Below are 22,685 nucleotides of genomic sequence, written 5' to 3' on the forward strand. Positions count from 1 at the left end.
GGCGCCCTCCTCGTTCGCGGCCGGGCCGTCAGGCGGGCTGGGGCTCGGTCGTCGCGGCCGGCTTCGGCTTGGGCTTCGGCTTGGCCCTGGGCTTCTTGTCGCCGGTGAAGGCCTCGTACTCCTTGAGGACGTCCTCCGTGGGGCCGTCCATGCGCAGTTCGCCGCGCTCCAGCCACAGCACCCGGTCGCAGGTGTCCCGGATCGACTTGTTGTTGTGGCTGACCAGGAACACCGTGCCCGCGTGCTTGCGCAGCTCGCGGATGCGGGCCTCGGAGCGCTTCTGGAAGGAGCGGTCGCCGGTGGCGAGGGCCTCGTCGATGAGCAGGACGTCGTGGTCCTTGGCGGCGGCGATGGAGAAGCGGAGCCGGGCGCCCATGCCGGAGGAGTAGGTGCGCATCGGCAGGGTGATGAAGTCGCCCTTCTCGTTGATGCCGGAGAAGTCGACGATCTCCTGGTAGCGCTCCTTGATCTGCTCGCGGGACATGCCCATGGCGAGGCCGCCGAGGAAGACGTTGCGCTCCCCGGTCAGGTCGCCCATCAGGGCCGCGTTCACACCGAGCAGGGAGGGCTGGCCGTCGGTGTAGATGGCGCCGCTCTCCACCGGCAGCAGCCCCGCGACGGCCTTGAGCAGGGTCGACTTCCCGGAGCCGTTGGTCCCGATCAGCCCGATGGCCTCGCCCTTGTAGGCGACGAAGGACACGTCCCGCACGGCGTGCACGGTACGGACGCCCGACGCCTTCTCGGTCTGCTTGCGGCGCATGATCCGGTTGAGTGCGGCGGTGGCGGAACCGCGGCCGGAGCCGGTGCCGTTGACGCGGTAGACGATGTCGACGCGGTCGGCGATGACGGTGGGGCTCTGCCCCTGGGTGTTCTCAGCCACGGCCGTACGTCTCCTCAGCCTTCCAGAAGTAGATGAATCCGCCGACCCCGGCGAGCAGGGCCCAGCCGGCGGCGAGCGCCCACACGTGCGCCGGGAGCTGGCTCGCGTGGAAGCTGTCGATCAGCGCGAAGCGCATGAGGTCGATGTAGACGGCGGGCGGGTTGGCCTGGAGCACCGGGCCCACCCAGCCCGGCCAGTCCTGGTGCTTGGCCAGCAGGTGGTCGATGCTCCACATCACGCCCGAGGTGTACATCCAGGTGCGCAGCACGAACGGCATCAGCTGGGCGACGTCCGGGGTCTTCGCGCCCACCCGGGCCATGATCATCGAGACGCCCGCGTTGAAGGTGAACTGGAGCACCAGGACGGGGAGGGCGAGCAGCCAGGACGCGGCGACCGGCACGCCGAAGGCGAGCAGGATGACGACCAGGGCGCCCATCGAGAACAGCAGCTGCTGGAGCTGCTGGAGGCAGAACGAGATCGGCAGCGCGGCCCGCGGGAAGTGCAGGGCGCGCACCAGGCCGAGGTTGCCGGAGATGGCCCGGGTGCCGGCGAGGATCGAGCTCTGGGTGAAGGTCCAGATGAACACGCCCGTGACCAGGAACGGCACGTAGTCCGGCACGCCCTGCTTGGTGCCCAGCAGCACGCCGAAGATCAGGAAGTAGACGGCCGCGTTGAGCAGCGGGTTCATCACCTGCCAGAGCTGGCCGAGCTTGGCCTGGCTGTACTGGGCGGTGAGCTTGGCGGTGGAGAAGGCGGCGATGAAGTGGCGCCGGGCCCACAGCTGGCGCACGTACTCGGGCAGGGTCGGGCGGGCGCCGCTGACCGCGAGGCCGTGGCGGGCGGCGAGGGCCGCGAGGTCGACGTCGGCGGGTGGGGCCGTCGGCGCCGGGGGCGGTGTGTCGAGGACCTGGCTCACATCCGCTGCTTTCGCTCGGGGGGCGGGGGTGCGTACGGCGGTCCGGTCCGTCGCCCCGTGTTTCCCCACGCGACTCCTGGCGTTCTCTTACGTCGGGACGGGACCGTATCGTCGCAACGTGAGCGTAGGCCGATCGTACGTCGGAACGCAACCGTTTCGTCGTCACGCCCTATGCTGGACCGCATGACGACGAACGCCGACGGAACCCAGCCGCGTCCGCGCCGCCGGGCCCCCGCGGGGGCGGCCGTGCTGCGGGCGGACGTGACCGAGGCGATCCGGGCGGCGGTCTTCGAGGAACTGGCGGCCGTCGGCTACGCGCGGATGTCGATCGAGGGCATCGCCCGCCGGGCCGGCGTCGGCAAGACGGCGGTGTACCGGCGCTGGCGGTCCAAGCTGCACCTGGTGCTGGACGTGGTGTCGGCGCTGGCCGTGCAGGGGCTCCCGGCTCCGGACACGGGGTCGCTGGAAGGTGATCTGCGGCTGCTGTACGAGGTGACGTCGAGGGCGCTGCGGCACCCCGTCGCCTCGCAGATCATCCCCGACCTCCAGGCCGAGGCGGCCCGCAACCCGGAGATCGCCGAGGCCCTCCAGAAGGCGCTGCGGGAAGGGCAGGACGGGGTCGCGAGCGGGATCGTCGCGGCGGCGGAGAAGCGGGGCGAGATCCGGGCGGGCGTCAGCCACGACCTGGCGCTGGACCTGATCTCCGGGCCGCTCTACTGGCGTTCGGTGGTGATCCGCAGTCCGAAGCTGCCGAAGGGGTACCTGGCCTCACTGGCCCGGGCCACGGCGGGAGCGCTCAAGGCGCTGTGAGCCTGCCGCGTGCGGCGCTCAGGCGCCGTGGGCCTGCCGCGCTGTGAGCCCGCCGCGTACGGGGCTCAGGCGCTGTGGGTCCGCCGCGCGCGGGGCTCAGGCGCTGTGAGTCCGCCGAGCCAGGTGTTCAGAGTGTCCTGAGCGCCCCCGGGTGCCGCCGTACCCAGCCCTCCCAGGCCGAGGTGATCATGTCCTGGACGTCGTGCTTGGCCCGCCAGCCCAGCTCGTCGGCCGCCCGGTCGGCGGAGGCGACCACCCGGGCCGGGTCCCCGGGGCGCCGCGGTGTGACGGTCGGGGCGCGGTCGTAGCCCGTGATGGCGTTGATCAGGTCGATCATCTCCCGGACGGATACGCCTTCGCCCCGGCCGATGTTGAGGGTCAGCTCCCGGCCGGGGGAGGGCACGAGCGCGCGGGCCGCCGTCACATGGGCCTGGGCCAGGTCGACCACATGGATGTAGTCGCGGACGCAGGTGCCGTCCGGGGTCGGGTAGTCGGCGCCGAAGACGCGGGGCGGTTCGTCGGCGGTGAGCCGCTCGAAGACCATCGGGATCAGGTTGTGGACGCCCACGTCCGCGAGTTCGGGGGCCGCCGAGCCCGCCACGTTGAAGTAGCGCAGCGAGGCCGTGGCCAGGCCCGTGGCCCGCGCCGTGGCGGCGACCAGCCACTCGCCGACCAGCTTCGTCTCGCCGTACGGCGACATCGGCGCGCACGGCGTCTCCTCGGTGACCAGGTCCACGTCCGGCATGCCGTACACCGCGGCCGAGGAGGAGAACACGAACGAGGGAACGCCGGCCGCCGTCACCGCCTCCAGCAGGACCCGCAGGCCCTCCACGTTCTCCCGGTAGTAGCGCAGCGGCTGCTCCACCGACTCGCCGACCTGCTTCTTCGCCGCGAGGTGCACGACCCCGGTGATCCCGTGGTCCACGAGGACGCGGGCCACCCGGGCGGAGTCCAGGGTGGAGCCCTCCACCAGGGGGACGCCCTCGGGCACGCGCCCGGCGATCCCGGTGGACAGGTCGTCGTAGACCACCGTGCGCTCGCCCGCCTCGGTCATCGCCCGTACGACATGCGCGCCGATGTATCCGGCGCCGCCGGTGATCAGCCAGGTCATGTGCGGCCGTCCCCTCGTTGAAATGGCTGGTCCGTGGAATGGCCCGTGCGTGGAGCATAGCCACTCGGTTTGGCCGTCAATGGGGGGAAAGTGCGGAACGGTGCGACCGGTTACGGAGCGGCCGACGCCGCCGCCGCGTCCAGGGCGGTCGTCAACTCGTCCAGCCGGGCCCGCAGGGCGCCGATCTCGGCCACGTCGAAGCCGGTGGCCGCCGCGATCCGGCGCGGCACCTCCAGGGCCCGCTCGCGCAGGGCCGCGCCCTCCGCGGTCAGCCCCACCTCGACCGACCGCTCGTCGCGCGCGCTGCGTTCGCGGCGCACGAGTCCGGCCGCCTCCAGCCGCTTGAGCAGCGGCGAGAGGGTGCCGGAGTCCAGGCGCAGATGCTCGCCCAGCCGCTTGACGGGCAGGTCGCCGTGCTCCCACAGCACGAGCATCACCAGGTACTGCGGGTAGGTCAGACCGAGGTCCTTGAGGATCACGCGGTAGACGCCGTTGAAGGCGCGCGAGGCCGCGTGCAGGGAGAAGCAGATCTGGCGGTCCAGGCGGAGCCATTCCTCCTGGGGCGCGTCGGGTGTCCCGGTCCGGTTCATGGCTCAAGAGTAGCTCTCGCTCGCCATTCAGTTGTGCACAATTTAATTGTGTGCTCTACTTGAGTCCGTCAGCGAGCCCCGACTTCTCGAACAGGGACGGTTCATCCATGGACGCGATCTACACCGCCGTCGCCACCGCCACCCACGGTCGCGAGGGCCGTGCCGTCAGCTCCGACGGCAAGCTCGACCTCCAGCTCGCGCCGCCGGTGGAACTCGGCGGCAACGGCGAGGGCACCAACCCCGAGCAGCTCTTCGCCGCCGGTTACGCCGCCTGTTTCGCCAGCGCCCTCGGCCTGGTCGGCCGGCAGGCCAAGGTGGACGTCACCGAGGCCGCCGTCACCGGCGAGGTCGGCATCGGCAAGCAGGGGCAGGGCTTCGGGCTCAAGGTCACGCTCCGCGTCGAGCTGCCCGACACCGTCGACGAGGCCACCGGCCGCAAGCTGGTCGAGCAGGCCCACCAGGTCTGCCCGTACTCCAACGCCACCCGCGGCAACATCGACGTCGACCTCGTCGTCGAGTAGTCACCTCCCGACTCGCGCCAGCACCTCGCCGGTCCGCGGGCTCCACGCCACCACCACGGCCTCCCCGGGCAGCGTGCGCGAGCGCGTCAGCAGCAGCCAGCGCACGTGGTGGCGGCGGACCACGGCGGCACGCCGGGCGCGGGTGACATCGGGGGAGAGATAGGCGCGGACGTCCTTGAGGCGTTCGCGCCGCTCGCGTTCGTCCAGCGAGGCGTCCGGCCGGGCGGGCGCGGCCAGGTTCGCGCCGTATCCCGCGAGGGCGAGACCCGCCGCGCGGCCGTCGGCGATCACCACCTCGCCGGGTCGGATGTGCTGGGCGGCCCACTCGTACGTCGGCGGGCGCGGCGGCTGCGGGAAGCCGACGGGGTCCAGGGAGCGCGGGACCACCGCGCCGGCCTGCACCGAGAGGAAGCCCAGGCAGGCGCCGGCCGCCGCGGCGGCGCCCAGGGCGCGGCGCCACGCCCGCCAGGGGCGGGGTGCCGACAGCTCCACGGCGAGCGCGAACTGCGCGGGCACCAGGGCCAGTCCGAGGATCCCTCCGCCGGTGAGGAGCCCGGTGGGCCGGCCGAGTGCGAGCACCGCGCAGTCCAGGGCGAGGAGCAGCACCAGCGGGTCGCGCCAGGCCGTACGGCGCGCTCGCAGCCACAGGGCCGGCAGGCCGAGCGCGGCGAGCCAGACCTGGCCGACCGCGTCCAGGGGGAAGCGGCGGTGCGAGGCGTCGGCGCCCGCGCCGCCGGTGAGCGCGAAGAGGTCGAAGTAGGGCCAGAGCGCGGCCGTCGGCAGCGCGGCCGCCGCGATGAGCAGCAGGGCGTGGACGGAGGCGGCGCGGTCGTGTGGCGCGGAGGTCCCGGCGGGGGGAGTGGCGCGGTCGTGTGGCGCGGGGGTTCCGGCGGGGGGAGTGGCCCCGTCGAGCTGCGCGGGGGGCCCGGCGGAGGGAGTGGCGCGGTCGTGCGGTGTGCGACCCGCGTCGGCGGGCGTGGTGCTGTGCTCCGGCGTGCGGCCCTCCTCGGTCGGAGCGGGTCGCCCCACGGCGAACGCCACCGCTCCCAGCGCCGCCCCCACCGCCGTGACCGGGTCGACGAGCACGATCAGGCCGTACAGCGCGCCCAGCCCCGCGTACCCCGCCACGCCCGGCCGGCCGCTCGGGCCCGCCCGGCGCTCCCCGGTGAGCGCCCAGGCCCAGAGGGTCAGGCCGAGGGCGAACGTCGACGGGTGGCCGAGGGTCCCCGTCAGCGCCATCAGCCCGGTCCGGCCGCTCCCCGGCGCCTGTTCCGTCCCCCACAGCAGGGTCGTCGCCGCCAGCGCCAGGACCGGAGCCCACGGACGCGGGGTCAGCAGCCGCACCAGGCGGCCGAGGCCCGTCAGCAGGACCAGCAGGTTCAGCGGGCCTGCGAGCCGCAGCACCTCCCAGCCGCCCAGCCCCGTCAGCCGCGCGAACAGGCCCTGCGCCACCGCGTACGGCGAGTAGGCCGCACTGCCGTCGCCCGGCAGGTCCGCCGTGGGATGACGGGGGTCCAGCAGGCTCGCCCGCAGGCGCTCCACCACCGCCGCGTGCTGGCCCGCGTCGCAGCACAGGGGCAGCCGCCAGAAGGCCAGCGACAGCAGCAGCCAGAACAGGAAGCCGAAGAACTGGTACGGGGTGGGGCGCCAGGCGCGGCCGCCGCGCAGCGCGGTCGCGCCGAGCGCCGCTCGCCTGGCCGGGAGGGTCACGGGCATGTGCGGAACGTTCCCGCCGGGCCCACGGCCCGACCTCGCGTCACCTCAAGGAGTGAGCCCGATCGGAGGCCCCCTGGGCCGGCAGGGAGACCTGGGCGCGCAGCAGTCGCTCCAGCAGCAGCGGAATCCCGATCACGGGGAGCAGCCAGGCCAGGACGATCAGCCGCCCGCCCCCGATGGCGACGTCCGGGTGCCCGGCCTGGGTGAGGAACCCGGTGACGGCGGCCGCGATCAGGAACGCGCCGAACATCGGCCGACGCAGCGCCCCCCACAGCCCCGCGCCGAGCGCGGCCAGGAACAGCGGCTCCCAGAACTGACGGCGCGCCCACTCCATCCAGTAGTTCCCGGACAGTTGGAGGAACTCCGGCCAGGGGTCGGTCAGGTCGGGGCGGGTGAAGTGGTCGGCGAGCAGATCCTGGACGCTCTCGGAGGCGTCCGGATAACCGAGCAGTTTCGCCAGCGCCTGCGTCACCACGGCCGCGCCCAGCCCGATGCCCGCGATCACCACGACGTCCCGGCCGGGCGCCCGGCCCCCGCGCCACCGGACCAGGGCGACCAGCGCGCCCGCACCGGCCAGGCACACCCCGAGGAACAGCGCCTGCGAGTGCTTGACGGCGAACAGCGCGAGCAGCGCGCCCGCGACCAGCCCCGGCCCCGCCCGCCGCCCGTTCAGGGCCAGCGCGCAGCCCCACACGGCGGCCAACGTGAGCGCCATCAGCAGGCCCTCCGTCATGGGCCGCATGGCGACCGTCCCGCAGGGCAGGGCGTAGTACAGCGCCTGCCCCGCCAGGGCGAGCGGCAGCGGCAGGGACAGCGTCCGCAGGATCAGGAAGGCCAGCACCCCGCCCGCCACCGCCACCGCGACGCTCGCCGCCCACACCCCCCAGGTCACCCCGAAGAGGGTCAGGAACGGCACCAGCAGGACCGGGTAGCCCGGCCGCGCCTCGAAGATCCGCATGAACCGCTCCGAGGCGAACGGCGCGGTGTGCCCGCCCGTCTGCCCGGCCGCCAGCCGCCGGTCCACCCCGGACCACAGTTCGGCCCGGCACGCGGCCTCGACGGCGGGCGCGGGGTCCGGCTGGTGGAAGCGGACCACGTGCACGTTCTGCGCGCGGTGCGCCATCGACGCCTTGCTGGCGCAGTAGTGCTCGATGGCACCCTCCGCCGCCGCCCGCTTGCTCTCGCCGCTCAGACTCAGCGCGTACGAGATGTAGTTGCGGGTGTCGGGGGTGTCCCGGCCGGTGACGTTCGCCAGTTGCAGGACGGCGAAGACGGCGGCCAGCAGCAGCACCCAGGTGCGCGGCCTCATGCCGACACCAGTCGGCCACCGGGCCGCGGCGCCGGACGCCAGGTGGGGGGCCGGCTCGGCGTGGGTCGCGAAGGGCTGGAGGGCATGTCAACTCCCCTGTACGGGAACGGCGTTCTGACTCGGGTGCTGAGGGCGGAAGGCGCTCAGGGACGGTCGGTGAGCGACAGCGGGCCCGCGGTACGCGGCGGGGCGGTGAGCGGCGTACGCGACCGGGCCGCCGCCGAGGGCACCGGGTGACGCTCGTCGAGCGGCACGACCGGCGGCAGGCCCCGCTCCCCGAGCACCACGTGCCGCACCACCCGCTCGGCGGCGCGGCCGTCGTCGTAGGGGCAGAAGCGGGACCGGAACGCCGCGCGCAACTGAGCCGAGCGGGAGCCGCGCCAGTGGCCGGTGGCGAAGATGTCGACCAGTTCGTCCTCGCTGCGCGCCACCGCGCCGGGCGGGAAGCCGCGCAGGTCGAAGTAGGTGCCCCGGGCCGCCTCGTAGGCCTCCGCGTCCTCGGCGTGGATGACGATCGGGCGGTCCAGGCCCGCGTAGTCGAACATGATCGACGAGTAGTCCGTGACCAGGGCGTCCGAGGCGAGGCAGAGGGCCTCCACGCTCGGGTGCGCGGAGACGTCGACGACCTGGGGCGAGGCGGTCCCGGGGGCGAGCGGGCCGCCGTGCCGGCGGTGGGCGCGGGCCAGGATCACGAAACCGGGGCCGAGCCGGCTCGCCACCCGCTCCAGGTCCAGCGCGCAGCGCTGGGTGCGGCGGTAGTCGCGGTGCGTCGGCGCGTACAGGACCGCCACCGCGTCCCCGGGGATGCCGAGCGACTCGCGCAGCCGGGTCACCTCCGCCGAAGTCGCCTGCTGGAACACGTCGTTGCGGGGCTGACCGTACTCCAGCGTCCGGTAGCTCCCGGGGAGCACGCGCTCCCAGACCAGGGTCGAGTGGCGGTTCGCCGAGACGACGTAGTCCCAGGTGCCGACGGCGTCGAGGAGCGCTCCGGCGTCCAGTCCCGCGCCGGCCGCCGGGCGTTCGAGCAGGTCCAGGCCCATCCGTTTCAGGGGGGTGCCGGACCGGGTCTGTACGACGATCTGGCCGGGCCGCTTGACCGGGCGGCGGTCGAGCCCGGAGTTGTCGACGAGGTACCGGGAGCGGGCCAGCGCCGTCCAGTGGGCCGCCGTCCCCGGGGTGATGCGGCGAGTGGCGGCCGGGACCGTGTGCTGGTGTCGGGGGTGCGCGACCCACGCGGTGCGGATGTGCGGGGCGTGGGCGCGGAACGCCTGCTCCAGCGCGCCCGGATTGCAGCCGTGGCCCTCGCCGTCGTACGCGGTGAAGACGGCCCGGTCCGGGCGCAGGGGCAGACGGAGCTGGACGCGGTAGTGCAGGCGCAGGAGCGCCGAGCGCAGGGCGCCCAGGGACTTCGCCGCGCCCTTGGCGGTCCTGCGGCGCAGGGTTCCGGCTCCGCGCAGGGCGCGGTAGGTGCGGTGCAGGCCCAGCCGGACCAGGGTGTGCCGTGCGCGGTCGCCCAACGGGGCCGGGGCGCCCGGGGCCCGGTGGCGGCGGCACAGGGCGCGGGCCAGCCGCAGGAACTCGGCGCGGCCGGCGTGCGGCAGCCGGTCGTGGCGGGCGAACACCGTCGCCAGGTGGTCCAGCATCCGCCGGAACAACACCGGCCGCCAGCGGGCGAGTTCGGGGCGGTCGGCGAGGAACGCGAAGACCCGGTCGTACTGTTCGAGGAGGTCGAGGTGACGGCGGCCGGAGGTACGGGCGGGGGTGCCGCCCCGGTGCCCCCGGTGGTGCACGCAGACCCGGTCCAGGGTCGCGATCGACCCCGCCGCCAGCAGGACCGGGTACGTCCACGCGGTGTCCTCGTGGTGGCCGGACGGGAAGGCGAGGCCCTCCCGCTCGACGAACTCCCGCCGGCAGGTCTTGTTCCGGGCGACCGCCGGCAGCCGCAGCAGTTCCGGGCGGTCCGCGAGCCGGAACGGCGCCGGGCCCTCCTCGGTGAGCCCGGCCCGCGTCTCCTCGCGGACCGTCTCACCGGTCGGATGGACCCGGGCGTGGCCGTGGAGCAGGACGTCCGGCTCGCCGCTCTCCTTCAGCCGGTGGGCGACGGCGGCCAGGGCGCCGGGGGCGAGGGTGTCGGCGCCGTCGAGGAACAGCAGGTAGTCACCGGTCGCCTCGGCCGTGCCCGCGTTGCGGGCCGGTCCCGGGCCCTGGTTGCGGGCCAGGCGCACCGGCCGTACGCGTCCGTCCCGGGCGGCGAACTCCTCGGCGATCGTGCCGCAGGCGTCCGGTGAGGCGTCGTCGACGACGATCAGTTCGAGATCGTCGAACGACTGGGAGAGCACCGACTCCAGGCACGCGTGGAGATACGCCTGAACCTTGTACGCGGGGACGATGACACTGAACCTGGGCAAGGGGACATCCATGGGTCGGCGCGGGCGGTGGGACGGGACGGGCCCGGCCCGGGAACGGCCGACGGAGTGACTTGGTTACGTTGCGTTGGGACATCCGGGGGACGGTGGACGAACGCCGAGGGGCGGGCCGGTGCGTTCCCGGCCCGCCCCTCGACACGCCTGCCGTGCGGGCTACTTGACGGCGCCCGCCATGACCCCGGAGACGAACTGCCGCTGGAACGCGAAGAACACGGCCAGCGGTATCACCATCGAGATGAAGGCGCCCGGCGCCAGCACCTCGATGTTGCTGCCGAACTGCCGTACCTGCTGCTGGAGTGCGACCGTCAGCGGCTGGGAGCCGGAGTCGGAGAACACCAGCGCCACCAGCATGTCGTTCCACACCCACAGGAACTGGAAGATCCCCAGCGAGGCGATGGCGGGCGCGCCCAGCGGCAGTACGACCGTCGCGAACAGCCGTGCCTCACCGGCGCCGTCGAGCCGCGCCGCCTCCAGCAGCTCCCGGGGGATCTCCGCGAAGAAGTTCCGCAACAGGAAGATCGCGAAAGGGAGTCCGAAGGCCACGTGGAACAGCACGACCCCGAGGACCGAGCCGAAGATCCCCAGTTTCCCGAAGAGTTCGGAGAGCGGGATCAGCGCGACCTGCACCGGCACCACCAGCAGCGCGATCACCGCCATGAACCACCAGTCGCGGCCCTTGAAGTCCAGCCAGGCGAAGGCGTACCCGGCCATCGCGCCGATGACCACCACCAGCAGGGTCGCCGGAACGGTGATCCACACGGTGTTGACCAGCGCGCCGGTGATGTCGTCGTTCTCCAGCAGGGTGCGGTAGCTGTCGGTGGTGAGCTGGGCCGGCGCCGTGAACACCTTCCACCAGCCGGAGGAGGCGATGTCCGTCGGCTCCCGGAACGAGGACACCAGCAGCCCGAAGGTGGGCACCAGCCAGAACACCGCCACCACCAGCAGGAACGCGCGCAGCGCCCCGCCCGCGGCTCCGCTCGCCACCCGGGAGGCCCACGACCGCCTGCCGCGCACGGGGGTGTCGGTCGCCGTCATCGCTCGCGCTCCTTCCTGAGCCGGCGGATGTTGACGATCATCACCGGGACCACGAGCAGCAGCAGGATGATGCCGATCGCGCTGCCCAGGCCGTAGTTGCCGCCGCCGCCGAAGGACGACAGGAACAGTTGCAGCGCCAGCACGTTGGCCTCGTCCTGGGTGGGCTGCGGGGCGATGATGTAGACGAGGTCGAAGACCTTCATCACGTTGATCATCAGCGTGATCAGGACGACCACCAGGACCGGTGCCAGCATCGGCACGGTGATCCTGCGGAACACCTGCCACTCGTTGGCCCCGTCGACCCGCGCCGCCTCCAGCAGGTTGCGGTCGACCCCGGCGAGCCCCGCGGCGATCAGCACCATCGCGAAGCCCGCCCACATCCAGACGTACGCCCCGATGATGGACGGCGTCACCAACGCCGGTCCCAGCCAGTCGATCCCGTTGTACGGCGCGGCGAAGTTCGAGCCCGGCAGCCGCAGTCGGGCCCCGTCGGCCTCGGCGGGCAGGACGAAGGTGCCGTCGGCGCGGGTCGTCGCCGAGGCCACCACCTCCCCGTCCTTCACCGCCTCGACCTTCACGCCCTCCAGCGCCTTCTCGCCCGCGTCGACCCGGCCCTTCTCCCCGCCGCCGCCGAGCCTGAAGTCCAGCCACACGGTGCCGGTGACACCGTCACCGCTCGCCGGCCGCGCGTCCTCCGGGTCGCCCGGCAGCCGGTTCGGCGCGATCCCGACCAGGGGGAGCATCGCCGGGGTGCCCGCGGTCACCGTGCCGGTGCTGGTGAACGAGCCGCCCCCGGACGCCTTGAGATCGCTGACCTGCGCGTTGGGACGGGCCTTCGGATAGACCGAGGAGTCGGCGAAGGTGTCGTGCACCGACGTCACCACCGCGTTCGCCACGCCCTGGTCCGGGTCCGCCTGGTACACCAGCCGGAAGATGATCCCCGCGGCCAGCATCGAGATCGCCATCGGCATGAAGACGATCAGCTTGAACGCCGTTGCCCAGCGCACCCGTTCGGTGAGCACGGCGAAGATCAGGCCCAGCACGGTGACCACCGCGGGCGCCACCGCGACCCAGATCGCCGTGTTGCGCACGGCCGTCAGGGTGGCGTCGTCGGTGAAGACGTCGACGTAGTTGTCCAGGCCGACGAAGCCGTCGCCGCCCGCGTCGTACAGGCTGCGCCAGACCGAGTACCCGATCGGGTAGACCACGAGCGCGCCGAGCAGCACCAGGGCGGGCAGCAGGAACAGCACCGCCACCCACAGCCTGGTGCCCGTCACGCTCTTGCGCGGTGCCGGAGCACCTCCGTTCGCGACCGACGCCATCCGTCAGCCGGTCTTGTACGCCTTGGCCGCGTCCGCCTCCAGCTTGCGCTGGGCGCCCGCCACGTCGTCCGGGTCCTTCAGGAAGTCCTGGAGCTGCTTCCACTCGCCGACGCCCTGCGTGCCGCCGAACGCCGCCGGCGCCTGGTCGGACATGTCGAAGCGGAAGTCGTCGCCCGCCGCGATCAGCGCCTCGGCGATGTCCCGGGTGACGTCGTCCCTGTACGTCGCCTGGTCCATCTCCTTGTTGGGCGACAGGAAGCCGCCCTGCGCCGCCCAGATCTCGGCCGCGTCGGTCGAGGCCAGGAACGTCAGCAGCGCCTGCGCGCCCTCGCCGTCCTTCAGCGCCACGGCCACGTCGCCCCCGCTGACCACGGGCGAGTCCTCGCCGACCGCCGGGAACGGGAACACCTTGGCGTCCGTGCCGACCTCCGCGTCCGTGTCGGCGTTGATGTTCGCGGTGACGAAGTCGCCCTCGAAGACCATCGCGGCCGGGGTGTCACCGGAGAACGTCTGCGTGACGGACTTCGGGAACTCCGTGCGCAGCGCGCCCGAGCGGCCGCCCGCGATCAGTTCGTCCTTGCCCCACAGCCCGGCGAGCGTGGTCAGGGCGTCCTTCACCGAGGGGTCGGTCCACTTGATCTCGTGCGCGGCCAGCTGGTCGTACTTCTCCGGGCCGGCCTGGGAGAGGTAGACGTTCTCGAACCAGTCGGTGAGCGTCCAGCCGTCCGCGCCGCCGATGGAGACCGCCGGGGAACCGGCGTCGGAGAGCGTCTGGGCGGTGGCCAGGAAGTCGTCCCAGGTCTCCGGCTCCTCGGTGATGCCGGCGGCCTCGAAGGCGGCGGTGTTGTACCAGACGAGGGACTTGTTGGCGGCCTTCGCGTAGACGCCGTACTGCTTGCCCTCGTACGAGCCCAGTTCCTTCCAGCCGACGGAGAAGTTCTTGTCCAGCTGGGCCTGCGCGTCCGCGCCCACGGGCTCGATCCAGCCCTTCTCGGCGAACTGGTGGAGCACGCCGACCTGCGGCAGGAACGCCACGTCCGGGGGCTGGCCGCCCTGGATCTTGGTGCCGAGGAAGGTGGAGGTGTTGTTGCCGGTGGGTACGAAGTTCACCTCGGCGCCGGTGCGCTTCTCGAACTCCTCCAGCACCTTGGTGAAGTTGTCCTGCTCGGGTCCGGTCCAGACGGCCGCGACCTCCAGCGTCTGCCCGTCCAGTTTCGGGAGTTGGACGGAGGACCCTGCACCGGTCTCGGTACCGCCGCCGCCCCCTCCGCCGTCGTTGTCGTCGTCTCCGCCACAGCCGGTGAGGGTCAGCGCGAGGGCGCCGACGGCCGCCAGGGCGATCCGGATCGTGCGATTCGTGCGCATCACTGCCCCGTTCTTCGTGCTTCGTCGCCTCGTCGAACGTTGGAGCGCTGTCTGTCCGGATTGGTTTACGCCGGGTCCCTGGGGTCGGCAAGAGCGCCTGCCGTGTCAAGTGGGCGATCGTGACCGCGTCGTGACTGACCCTCCACCGGACCTCCAGCACCGCTCCGGCGGAGGGCGGCTGGCGAGGGTGCAGGGGGGCCGGCCCCGACCGAGCCTGTTCCGTGCGGTCGGTGGGGTGGCGAGGGCGCGCACGGCCCCTTCCCCGTCGGGCCGGTGGGGGGTTCGGGCGCGCATGGCCCCTGTCCCGTGGGGCCGGTCCGGGTGGAGGGAGGCGCGGGCCCGCGGTCGAGTCCTCGTGCGGCCGGTTGGGGTGGAGGAGGCGCGGGCCGCGATTGAGCCCAGGGTCGGGAGGCGCGGGGCCGCACGGCCTGTTCCTCGTGGAGCCGGTCGGGGTGGGGGAGGCGCGGGCCTGCGGTCGAGTCCTCGTGCGGCCGGTCGGCGTGCGGGAGGCGCGGGCCTGCGGTCGAGTCCCCGTGGGGCCGGTCCGGGTGGAGAGGGGCCGGACCCGCCGGGGCGTCGGTCAGAGCAGGGACGGGACCTCGGCGGCCGAGACCTCTCGTGCGGCTCGCTCCAACGCGCTGGCCAGCAGGGCGAGGTCGGTCGGGCCGTTGCCGAGTTCGCGGACCGGGCGGCGCGCCGGGGGGTCGCCCATGCGGTGCCACTCCAGGGCGACGACCGTGGGCCGCAGCGTCGCGGTGCGCGGGATACGGCCGGTGACCCGGCCCGCCTGGAAGGCGACGGTCCGGCCGTCCGCCCAGGCCAGCCTGGCCCGCCCGGCGGCCGGTTCGTCCGGCCCGGTGGCCGGGGCGTCGAGCGTGACGCGCAGGGTGGCCCGGCGGGCCGGCTCCGACACGGCCGTACGCCCGTCCCCGCCGGCCGCCGCCACCAGGTGCACGCCGAGCCGCTCGCCCTCCCGGGCCACCGCCTCCAGCGCGCGGACGACGGAACCCGCCGCGGGTCTGCCGGGGGAGCCCAGCGCGGGGGAGACCAGGGCGTCCAGGTCGTCCACGACCACCACCAGCCGGGGCAGCGGCGGTGCCGCCTCCGGCTGCCGGCGGGACGCGGCCGGGCGCAGCCGGAGCGTGGAACTGGGCGGGGCGTCCAGATCCGCCGCGCCGCCCACGCCCGCCGGGGGCGGCACGGACGTGCGCTGGCTGACCATGCGGCCCGAGACCAGCCGGCCCGCGTGCCACTCGGCGAAGTGGGAGCGGCCCAGCAGCTCGGCGCGCCGCTTCAGCTCCGCGCTCAGGGACTGGGCGAACTCCCGCATGCGGACCGGATCGTTGGCGGCGAGATGGGTGGTGACGTGGGGGACGTCCGTGCACACGCGCAGTCCCTCGCCGCCCGCGCCGTCCCGGCCGTCCACCAGGACCATGCTCAGCCGGTCCGGCCGCTCGGCGGCGGCGAGGGAGGCGACGAGCGCCCGCAGCAGTTCGGTGCGTCCGCTGCCGGCGGGCCCCTCGATCAGCAGGTGCGGGCCGTCGGCCCCGAGGTCCGCGGTGACGGGCCCGCGCGGTCCCGCGCCGAGCACCGCGCACGCGCGTCCGCCGAGCGCCTCGGTGTCATCGGCGGCGTCCGCCCAACGGGCCATCAGCGAGGCCGGGGTGGCCCGCGCCAGCCCCAACTCGTCGAGGAGCCGGGCCGCCTGAGGCAGCGGCGCCGACACCCGGGCCTGCCGCTCCGCGCCGGTGCCGTCCGGCCGCAGCGGCGCCAGCGCCCGCGCGAACCGCTCGGCCCAGGGGAGCGAGACGGCGTCCACGGTGGCGACCGTGCCGGGGGCGACCGGTGCCGGGTCGGGCGCGCCTTCCTGGCGGGCGACCCGCATCAGCCGCAGCGCGGTGGCCACGTCACCGCTGAGCAGGGCGACCGCTCCGCACTCCCGGAACGACGGGGCCGCCGCGCAGGCCGCCCGGTAGGTGTCGGCGACCGGTGAGGCGGGGGAGGCGGGCGGAGTCTCGGCCAGGCACACCACATGGATCCCGGCGCGCGGTCCGTCCGAGGCCAGCCGTGCGACGGCCTCCCTGACATCGGCACCGCCGGGGTCCCCGTCCACGACGACCACGGTGTACGGCCCCGGGTAGGGGTCCGCCGGGTCGTCCTGTGCCCAGGAGGGGCGGTGGGCCGGGGGAGGGGGGAGGTGCTCGGTCCGGTCGTCCAGGCGCCGGAGCAGTTCGTCCGTGCGGGCCGTGGCCTGGTCGCGGTCGTGCGCCAGCAGCAGCCGGCAGTCCTGGCCGTGCGCCGGGCGCAGTTGCGGGAGCCAGCCCAGCCAGGACCATTCGGCGGTGCGCTCCTCCAGCGAACGGGAGCGGTCCGCGCTGATCAGCACGATCTCCAGGGTGTCCGGCGAGTGCAGCGCGGCGAGCTGGGCGATCACCGAGCGGGCGAGGCCGGCGAGCCGGGCGCGCGGTCCGGCGAGGCCCAGGGCGCCCGCCTCGCGCAGACCGGCGGTCACGGGGACGGCGGGCAGCAGGCCCGAGCCGTCGGGTGCCGCGCGGTCGGTGGTGCCGAGCCGCACGGTGAGCGCCTCCGGGTGGTCCGGCCCGCGCTCCCACAGGCGGGGGCCGGGGCCGAGGGAGGCCAGCAGCAGGGCGGCCGGGTCCGGCCAGGTGTCCGGGAGCCGGTGGGCGGCGTCGGAGAAGGAGTACGGGTGAGACTCCGCGCCCGGTCCGTCGTGGTCCTCGGGCACGGCCGGGTCCTGCTCGGCACGGCCGCCGGTCAGCCGCCGCGCCCACGCGGAGAGGCCGCGGCGCCGTGCCGCCGGCGGGACGTCGGTGCCGCGCGGCGGAGCGCCTGCGCGGCCGGTGCCGTCGGGCCCGTACGCGGCGGACGCGACGTCACCGGCGTCCACCGGGCGGTCGCCCGCACCGGGATCACTCCCGCGCGCGTCGCCCGCACCGGGATCACTCCCGCGCGCGTCGCCCCCGCGTCGGTCCGCCGGGAAGCCCGCGCCATGGGTGTCGCCGCCACGCGGTCCCGGCACGCCGGCACCGGGCGGCGCGGTACGGGTCTCGATGCGCGGCGCCCCGCCCTGTCCGGGGACCACCGGGGGCTCGACCGGGCCGTGCTCCTGCGCCCCCGGAGTGGTCGAGGCGGCGCCCCAGCCGGCCGGGCCGTAGGCGTGCCGGGTCTCCCCCGAGGGGCCGGGCGGGGCGTCGGCGCGCGGGTGCGCGGCGCCCGAGAGCCGGATGTGGCCCTCCCCGTCCGGCACCGTCGGCACGCGCGCGCCGGGGCCGCCCGCCGGGGCGAGCCGCAGGGCCGACTCGCCGATGCGCAGGAGCGCACCCGGGACGAGCCGGACCGGGCTGGTGCCCACCCGGACGCCGTCCAGGGTGGTGCCGTTGGTGGAGCCGAGATCGGCGACCGAGACCCGGCCGTCCTCGGCGACCGTGACCGCGCAGTGCAGCCGGGAGACGTCGGGGTCGTCGAGCGGGACGTCGGCCTCGGCGGAGCGGCCGATGTGGATCCGGCCGCCGTGCAGCAGATGGACGCCGCCCGCGTCGGGGCCCGCCACCACGTGCAGCTGGGTGGGGGCGTCGTCGACCTCGGGGTGGGCCTCGGGCTCGGCCGGGGCGCCCAGCGAGAGCACCGCGCCGTCGACCAGGGGCGGGTCACCGAGCGTGCAGCGCGCCCCGTCGAGCCGCTCCGCGCCCGCGTACACCACGACGGGCCCCTCGCCGGCCGAGACCGTGGAGGCGAGCGCCGACGCCACCGCGGCCAGGGCCGTGCCGGCGGGCGCCGTGACCAGGACGTCGCAGCTCGTGGCGTGGCCGCGGGCGGTGGCGGGGGGCGGGCCCAGCGGGTCTACGACGGTCAGCCGGATCTGCATCGCCGTCAGCGGTCCCTTCTGCGCGGGCACCCGCGTACGGGGACGACGCCGCGCGGTCCCCCACCGCGGACTACCCCCACCGCCACACGAGCACATCGGCCAGTACGGAAGGCATCCTCGCACCTGCCACTGACAACACGCCCGCCCCCCGGTACCAAGTGATCTTGATTGGTCGGCTCTGCCCGCAAAAATGCCTGATCCCTGACGTAACTCTGTCCGATACATGGCGTCGGAGCGATCAGTTGAGATCGGTCACGCCCGTGTTCGGCAACCAAACAGAGCGGCCCGAGCGTCTTCCCGGCGAAGCTTTGCTTCGAAGCACCCGGCACTACAGTGGGTCGGAACATCGGAAGACTTTCAGGCAATCAGCAGGGAGCGCGTGACGTGCGGCCAGTCGGCAGCAAGTACCTGCTCGAGGAGCCGCTCGGTCGCGGCGCCACGGGCACCGTCTGGCGAGCCCGCCAGCGTGAGACCGCGGGCGCCGAGGCGGCCGTGGCCGGCCAGCCCGGCGAGACCGTCGCGATCAAGGTCCTCAAGGAAGAGCTGGCCGGCGACCCCGACATCGTGATGCGGTTCCTGCGGGAACGCTCCGTGCTGCTGCGCCTGACCCACCCCAACATCGTCCGGGTCCGCGACCTGGTCGTCGAGGGCGAGCTGCTGGCCCTGGTCATGGACCTGGTGGACGGCCCCGACCTCCACCGCCACCTGCGCGAGAACGGCCCCTTCACCCCGGTCGCCGCGTCCCTGCTCACCGCGCAGATCGCCGACGCGCTCGCCGCGAGCCACGCCGACGGCGTCGTCCACCGCGACCTGAAGCCCGCCAACGTCCTGCTCCAGCAGCACGGCGGCCGGATGCATCCGATGCTCACCGACTTCGGCATCGCGCGCCTCGCCGACTCCCCGGGCCTGACCCGCACCCACGAGTTCGTCGGCACGCCCGCGTACGTCGCCCCCGAGTCCGCCGAGGGCCGCCCGCAGACCTCCGCCGTCGACATCTACGGCGCCGGAATCCTGCTCTACGAGCTGGTCACCGGCCGCCCCCCGTTCTCCGGCGGATCCGCGCTGGAGGTGCTCCACCAGCACCTGAGCGCCGAACCGCGCCGCCCGTCCACCGTCCCCGACCCGCTGTGGACGGTCATAGAGCGCTGCCTGTCCAAGGACCCCGACCGGCGGCCCAGCGCCGAGAACCTGGCGCGCGGCCTGCGGGTCGTCGCCGACGGCATCGGCGTGCACGCGAACTCCGCGCAGATCGCCGCCGCCGAGGGCGTCGCCTCCCTGCTCGCGCCCGACCCGGCGCCCGCCGCCGTGCCGGGCTCGGCCGACCCCACACAGGTGCTGCCGCACGGCGCCGGGTCCTTCGACCCGAACGCCGCGACCAGCGTCCTGCCGCACACCGGGGGCCCGGGCGGCAACGCCGACTCCACCGCGGTCATGCCGCCGGTGCCGCAGGGCGGGCCCGGTCCGGAGGAGCCGCACCCCTGGCAGAACCAGATGCGGGCCGCGCGCGACCGCAACGAGCAGACGCAGGTCCAGTACCTCGACCCCGGCCAGGACCCGCTGCGCCGCCGGCCGCAGCGGCAGGTGGCCCGGCCCCAGCAGCCGCCGCCGCGCCAGCCCCAGCAGCGCCAGCCGCAGCCGCAGCCCCAGCAGGGCTACGGCTATCCGCAGCAAGGGCAGCCGCAGGGCCAGCAGCAGTACGCCCCGCAGCGCCAGGCCCAGCAGCCCCGGCCGCAGCAGCAGCGGTACGCCCCGCCGCCCACGCCCGAGCCCCAGCGCCCGCAGCGCGAGCCGCGGCAGCCCCGGCAGCGCGGCGCCAACCCGATGCGCATCCCCGGCCTGGGCTGCCTGAAGGGCTGTCTCTTCACGATCGTCATCCTGTTCGTGGCCGGCTGGCTGGTCTGGGAGCTGAGCCCGCTCCAGGACTGGATCGGTACCGGCAAGGGGTACTGGGAGCAGCTCACCGACTGGTTCACCACGGCGACCGACTGGATCGGCGACCTCGGCTCGTCGACGGGGCAGTAGCCCCGGGCGAGGGGTCCGGGGTCGGCGAGTCTGTGGATTTGTCGACTCCTGGCGGGTGATTTCTGTCTCCGTGGTGAAGGTTGGCTCCTCGGACGCGTAGCTTTGGCGGCAACACGCGTCTGTAGGAGCAGTCTTGGCACGGAAGATCGGCAGCCGGTACACCGCCCACCAGATCCTGGGACGGGGCAGCGCCGGCACGGTGTGGCTGGGTGAGGGCCCCGAGGGGCCCGTCGCCATCAAGCTGCTGCGCGAGGATCTCGCGTCCGACCAGGAGCTCGTCGGACGCTTCGTGCAGGAGCGGACGGCGCTGCTGGGCCTGGAGCACCCCCATGTGGTGTCGGTCCGCGACCTGGTCGTCGACGGCAACGACCTCGCGCTCGTCATGGACCTGGTCCGGGGCACGGACCTGCGTACCCGCCTCGACCGGGACAAGCGGCTCGCGCCCGAGGCGGCCGTGGCCGTCGTCGCGGACGTCGCGGACGGGCTCGCCGCCGCCCACGCGGCCGGGGTCGTGCACCGGGACGTGAAGCCGGAGAACGTCCTGCTCGACATGCAGGGGCCGCTCGGTCCGGGCGGCGCGCATCCGGCGCTGCTGACCGACTTCGGGGTCGCCAAGCTCATCGACTCGCCGAAGCGGACCCGGGCCACGAAGATCATCGGCACCCCGGACTACCTCGCCCCGGAGATCGTCGAGGGCCTCCCCCCGCGCGCCTCCGTGGACATCTACGCCCTGGCCACCGTGCTCTACGAACTGCTGGCCGGCTTCACGCCCTTCGGCGGCGGCCACCCCGGAGCGGTCCTGCGCCGCCATGTGACGGAGTCCGTCGCCCCGCTGCCCGGCATCCCGGACGAGCTGTGGCAGCTGATCGTGCAGTGCCTGGCCAAGGCGCCGGCGTCCCGGCTGCGCGCCTCGGAACTGGGGGCCCGGCTGCGCGAGCTGCTGCCCCTGCTGGCGGGCATGCCCCCGCTGGACGTGGACGAGCCGGACACCGAGCCCGCCGAGGAGGAGGCCGCACCCCAGGAGCCGGCCGCGTCCGGACCGGTACGGCGTGGCGCGGTGCCGCTGGTGCCGGGAGCCAAGCCCGCCGACTCCAACCGGGACACGCACACCTCGATGCGGGTGCCGGGGCCGGACGAGCTGGCGGGCGGCGCCCGGGGTACGGCCCGTGTGCCGAGGGCCTCGGGGGCGCCCCGGCCGGGCTCGGCCCGCCATCGCGCGGCCACGCGGCGGCGCCGGGTGGCCCTGGGCGCGGCGGCGGTGGCGCTCGTGGCGGCCGCGGGCGTCGGTACCTGGCTGGCGACCTCGGGCGACGACGCGGATGCCACTCCCCAGGACACGAAGAACTCCGCCCCGGCCTCGCCCTGAGCCCGCGGGGCCGCCCCGCGGCCGGTGCCGGGACCCCGGTGGTGAGCGGCGGCGCAGGCCGCTTGCCGTAGCCGTTACGCTGGAGGCGTGGCAGTCGTCGATGTATCCGAAGAGCTCAAGTCCCTCTCCTCGACCATGGAGTCGATCGAGGCCGTTCTGGACCTCGACAAGCTGAGGGCAGACATCGCCGTGCTCGAGGAGCAGGCGGCCGCGCCGTCCCTGTGGGACAACCCGGACGAGGCGCAGAAGATCACCAGCAAGCTCTCCCACCTCCAGGCCGAGGTGCGGAAGGCCGAGGCCCTGCGCGGTCGCATCGACGATCTCGCCGTGCTGTTCGAGATGGCCGAGGAGGAGGACGACCCGGACACCCGTGCCGAGGCCGAGTCCGAGCTCACGTCCGTCAAGAAGGCGCTGGACGAGATGGAGGTCCGGACCCTGCTCAGCGGCGAGTACGACTCCCGCGAGGCGCTGGTGAACATCCGCGCCGAGGCCGGAGGCGTCGACGCCGCCGACTTCGCCGAGCAGCTCCAGCGGATGTACCTGCGCTGGGCGGAGCGGCACGGCTACAAGACGGAGCTGATCGAGACCTCGTACGCGGAAGAGGCCGGCATCAAGTCGACCACCTTCTCCGTGCAGGTGCCGTACGCCTACGGCACGCTCTCGGTGGAGCAGGGCACGCACCGGCTGGTCCGTATCTCGCCCTTCGACAACCAGGGGCGGCGCCAGACCTCCTTCGCCGGTGTCGAGGTGCTGCCCGTGGTCGAGCAGACCGACCACGTCGAGATCGACGAGTCCGAGCTGCGGGTGGACGTCTACCGCTCCTCCGGGCCCGGCGGCCAGGGCGTCAACACCACGGACTCCGCGGTCCGGCTGACGCACATCCCCACCGGCATCGTCGTCTCCTGCCAGAACGAGCGGTCGCAGATCCAGAACAAGGCGACCGCGATGAACGTCCTCCAGGCCAAGCTGCTGGAGCGGCGCCGCCAGGAGGAGCAGGCCAAGATGGACGCCCTCAAGGGCGACGGCGGCAACTCCTGGGGCAACCAGATGCGTTCGTACGTCCTGCACCCGTACCAGATGGTCAAGGACCTGCGGACGGAGTTCGAGGTCGGCAACCCGCAGTCCGTGCTCGACGGCGAGATCGACGGCTTCCTGGAGGCCGGTATTCGCTGGCGCAAGCAGCAGGAGAAGTAAGCGAAGCTCTTTGTCGACAAGGCAACTGCCGCCCACCGGGCGGCAGTTGCCTTTTGTATGTGCCGATGTCTGGGTTTTACATCACACTCACAACTTCAACGCCCGGCAAAGAACCCGTTCCTGGACATCGCGCGCGCAACGGCCTTGACGTTGATTTGAAAAATGGGAAGGGTTGAGCGTGGCATGCGTATCTCCGGGGCGCATGTGAACCGGGGG

16 protein-coding genes are annotated in these 22,685 nt (G+C 73.9%); 5 read left to right on the forward strand and 11 right to left on the reverse strand.

Translation table 11 applies throughout. From position 1 onward, the window contains the following. Positions 1-28: 28 nt before the first annotated feature. Both AB0E07_RS10680 and AB0E07_RS10685 read right to left on the reverse strand, forming a co-directional pair. A complete protein-coding gene (locus AB0E07_RS10680; protein WP_362248354.1) occupies positions 29-880 on the reverse strand; it encodes an ABC transporter ATP-binding protein in 852 nt (283 codons plus the stop codon). Continuing rightward, positions 873-1,796, reverse strand: coding sequence for an ABC transporter permease (locus tag AB0E07_RS10685; protein ID WP_362248356.1), 924 nt, complete (start codon positions 1,794-1,796; stop codon positions 873-875). Before AB0E07_RS10685 ends, AB0E07_RS10680 begins: the two co-directional genes overlap by 8 nt. 183 nt (positions 1,797-1,979) lie before the next feature. On the opposite strand from AB0E07_RS10685, the gene AB0E07_RS10690 reads away from it, so the two are divergent. Continuing rightward, positions 1,980-2,606: a TetR/AcrR family transcriptional regulator gene (locus AB0E07_RS10690; RefSeq protein WP_362248358.1), complete on the forward strand. Its 627-nt coding sequence runs from the start codon at positions 1,980-1,982 to the stop codon at positions 2,604-2,606. 127 nt (positions 2,607-2,733) lie between these two features. Here the strand turns inward: AB0E07_RS10690 and galE are convergent, their stop codons facing one another. Then, positions 2,734-3,717 carry a UDP-glucose 4-epimerase GalE gene (gene galE / locus AB0E07_RS10695; RefSeq protein ID WP_362248360.1) on the reverse strand — a complete coding sequence of 328 codons (984 nt, stop codon included), beginning with the start codon at positions 3,715-3,717 and terminating at the stop codon, positions 2,734-2,736. Between the two features lie 110 nt (positions 3,718-3,827). Then, positions 3,828-4,307: a MarR family transcriptional regulator gene (locus tag AB0E07_RS10700; RefSeq protein ID WP_362248362.1), complete on the reverse strand. Its 480-nt coding sequence runs from the start codon at positions 4,305-4,307 to the stop codon at positions 3,828-3,830. 107 nt (positions 4,308-4,414) lie between these two features. Here AB0E07_RS10700 and AB0E07_RS10705 point away from each other — a divergent pair, with 107 nt between their 5' ends. Beyond that, positions 4,415-4,828 (forward strand): organic hydroperoxide resistance protein, encoded by a 414-nt coding sequence (locus AB0E07_RS10705; RefSeq protein ID WP_362248364.1) that lies wholly within the window; start codon positions 4,415-4,417, stop codon positions 4,826-4,828. Here AB0E07_RS10705 and AB0E07_RS10710 read toward each other — a convergent pair whose 3' ends face one another. The 7 genes from AB0E07_RS10710 to AB0E07_RS10740 all read right to left on the reverse strand — a co-directional run bounded on the left by AB0E07_RS10710 (position 4,829) and on the right by AB0E07_RS10740 (position 17,887). After that, positions 4,829-6,544, reverse strand: coding sequence for a hypothetical protein (locus AB0E07_RS10710; RefSeq protein ID WP_362248365.1), 1,716 nt, complete (start codon positions 6,542-6,544; stop codon positions 4,829-4,831). A gap of 40 nt (positions 6,545-6,584) precedes the next feature. Continuing rightward, the gene (locus tag AB0E07_RS10715) at positions 6,585-7,853 is read right to left on the reverse strand and encodes a hypothetical protein (protein ID WP_362248367.1); all 1,269 of its coding nucleotides are present in this window, start codon (positions 7,851-7,853) and stop codon (positions 6,585-6,587) included. A gap of 143 nt (positions 7,854-7,996) precedes the next feature. After that, on the reverse strand, positions 7,997-10,261 hold the full coding sequence (locus AB0E07_RS10720) for a bifunctional glycosyltransferase family 2 protein/CDP-glycerol:glycerophosphate glycerophosphotransferase (RefSeq protein ID WP_362248369.1): 2,265 nt from the start codon (positions 10,259-10,261) through the stop codon (positions 7,997-7,999). A gap of 171 nt (positions 10,262-10,432) precedes the next feature. Next, positions 10,433-11,314, reverse strand: coding sequence for a carbohydrate ABC transporter permease (locus tag AB0E07_RS10725; protein WP_362248371.1), 882 nt, complete (start codon positions 11,312-11,314; stop codon positions 10,433-10,435). Then, positions 11,311-12,636 (reverse strand): sugar ABC transporter permease, encoded by a 1,326-nt coding sequence (locus tag AB0E07_RS10730; RefSeq protein WP_362248373.1) that lies wholly within the window; start codon positions 12,634-12,636, stop codon positions 11,311-11,313. Before AB0E07_RS10730 ends, AB0E07_RS10725 begins: the two co-directional genes overlap by 4 nt. 3 nt (positions 12,637-12,639) lie before the next feature. Beyond that, a complete protein-coding gene (locus AB0E07_RS10735) occupies positions 12,640-14,001 on the reverse strand; it encodes an ABC transporter substrate-binding protein (RefSeq protein WP_362248375.1) in 1,362 nt (453 codons plus the stop codon). Between the two features lie 580 nt (positions 14,002-14,581). Beyond that, complete coding sequence (locus AB0E07_RS10740) at positions 14,582-17,887, reverse strand: FtsK/SpoIIIE domain-containing protein (RefSeq protein ID WP_362249045.1); 3,306 nt, start codon at positions 17,885-17,887, stop codon at positions 14,582-14,584. A 384-nt stretch (positions 17,888-18,271) separates the two neighbouring features. Here AB0E07_RS10740 and AB0E07_RS10745 point away from each other — a divergent pair, with 384 nt between their 5' ends. From AB0E07_RS10745 to prfB, 3 genes are all read left to right on the forward strand, one after another. Then, positions 18,272-19,909: a serine/threonine-protein kinase gene (locus AB0E07_RS10745; protein ID WP_362248377.1), complete on the forward strand. Its 1,638-nt coding sequence runs from the start codon at positions 18,272-18,274 to the stop codon at positions 19,907-19,909. 133 nt (positions 19,910-20,042) lie between these two features. Next, positions 20,043-21,275, forward strand: coding sequence for a serine/threonine-protein kinase (locus AB0E07_RS10750; protein WP_362248379.1), 1,233 nt, complete (start codon positions 20,043-20,045; stop codon positions 21,273-21,275). An 87-nt stretch (positions 21,276-21,362) separates the two neighbouring features. After that, positions 21,363-22,469, forward strand: coding sequence for a peptide chain release factor 2 (gene prfB, locus AB0E07_RS10755; RefSeq protein ID WP_362248381.1), 1,107 nt, complete (start codon positions 21,363-21,365; stop codon positions 22,467-22,469). The last annotated feature ends 216 nt before the right edge of the window (positions 22,470-22,685 follow it).

The sequence above is a fragment of the Streptomyces sp. NPDC048002 genome, assembly GCF_040653275.1.
Taxonomy (GTDB): Bacteria; Actinomycetota; Actinomycetes; order Streptomycetales; family Streptomycetaceae; genus Streptomyces.

Bases quoted from the DNA above. Each gene is read 5' to 3' on its own strand.
- AB0E07_RS10690 (WP_362248358.1), top strand. From the start codon at position 1,980: ATGACGACGAACGCCGACGGAACCCAGCCGCGTCCGCGCCGCCGGGCC.
- AB0E07_RS10735 (WP_362248375.1), bottom strand. From the start codon at position 14,001: ATGCGCACGAATCGCACGATCCGGATCGCCCTGGCGGCCGTCGGCGCC.
- AB0E07_RS10710 (WP_362248365.1), bottom strand. From the start codon at position 6,544: ATGCCCGTGACCCTCCCGGCCAGGCGAGCGGCGCTCGGCGCGACCGCG.
- AB0E07_RS10730 (WP_362248373.1), bottom strand. From the start codon at position 12,636: ATGGCGTCGGTCGCGAACGGAGGTGCTCCGGCACCGCGCAAGAGCGTG.
- AB0E07_RS10700 (WP_362248362.1), bottom strand. From the start codon at position 4,307: ATGAACCGGACCGGGACACCCGACGCGCCCCAGGAGGAATGGCTCCGC.
- AB0E07_RS10705 (WP_362248364.1), top strand. From the start codon at position 4,415: ATGGACGCGATCTACACCGCCGTCGCCACCGCCACCCACGGTCGCGAG.
- AB0E07_RS10725 (WP_362248371.1), bottom strand. From the start codon at position 11,314: ATGACGGCGACCGACACCCCCGTGCGCGGCAGGCGGTCGTGGGCCTCC.
- AB0E07_RS10715 (WP_362248367.1), bottom strand. From the start codon at position 7,853: ATGAGGCCGCGCACCTGGGTGCTGCTGCTGGCCGCCGTCTTCGCCGTC.
- galE (WP_362248360.1), bottom strand. From the start codon at position 3,717: ATGACCTGGCTGATCACCGGCGGCGCCGGATACATCGGCGCGCATGTC.
- AB0E07_RS10740 (WP_362249045.1), bottom strand. From the start codon at position 17,887: ATGCAGATCCGGCTGACCGTCGTAGACCCGCTGGGCCCGCCCCCCGCC.